The following is a 706-nucleotide window of genomic DNA, read 5'->3' as shown; positions in this document are numbered from 1 at the left end:
GGACACGATGCAAAGCCAGAACCGCCTGTTGCTGCTTCGTCTTGATAGGAACAAACCGCATGTTCGGCTTGGCGACGGCCTCGCATATGGCCTCCGCGTCGGCGGCGTCCGTCTTGTTCCGCTTCACTAATCACGAGGTTCCCATAATGCGGAGGAACGCGGCCTGATTAGCGGATTTCTGCCATTTTTGGGTGGGCTTGCTTTGCATTATTTCGTGCCGAACCTCTGCGGGTCAAATGACCAGCAGAGGACCCGCCCATGTCGGATAACCGTTACGAACTAATCGCCGCACTCCGTTCCTCGCTTATCAGCCAGCGATACAGCCCAGTCGTGGCGAGGAACTACTGCACCTACGCATCTGGATTTCTCGACTATCTGGGGCAGCAGAGCATCCCCGTCGCGGACGTGATCGATGTGCAGGTGGAGCAATATCTGCGGCACGCGATCGTTCTGTTCGAAAAGCAGCGTGGGCGACGCCCCAGCGCGCGCTGGCACGAGGTCCCACGCTCCGGAATTCATGCGCTGCTGCGCCTTGTTCACGGCCAATGGCCGTCGGCTATCAAGCCTTTCTGCGCGGCTGATGAAGTCCGATTTTCAATCTGCGCCGAATACGAAATCTGGCTGCGTGAGGAACGCGGGTTGGCTCGCGCCAGCATCGCAGCGTTGATGTGGGAAGCCCGGAACTTCCTTGCCTGGCTGATCAGTC

2 pseudogenes are annotated in these 706 nt (G+C 58.8%); one reads left to right on the top strand and one right to left on the bottom strand.

From position 1 onward, the window contains the following. Positions 1–127, bottom strand: a pseudogene (locus SxD43FB_RS23830) (IS110 family transposase); the annotation flags it as partial. Between the two features lie 131 nt (positions 128–258). Here SxD43FB_RS23830 and SxD43FB_RS23825 point away from each other — a divergent pair. After that, positions 259–706, top strand: a pseudogene (locus SxD43FB_RS23825) (integrase); the annotation flags it as partial.

The sequence above is a fragment of the Sphingobium sp. D43FB genome, assembly GCF_002312805.1.
Taxonomy (GTDB): Bacteria; Pseudomonadota; Alphaproteobacteria; order Sphingomonadales; family Sphingomonadaceae; genus Sphingobium.
This window is presented reverse-complemented; position numbering and strand designations above follow the sequence as displayed.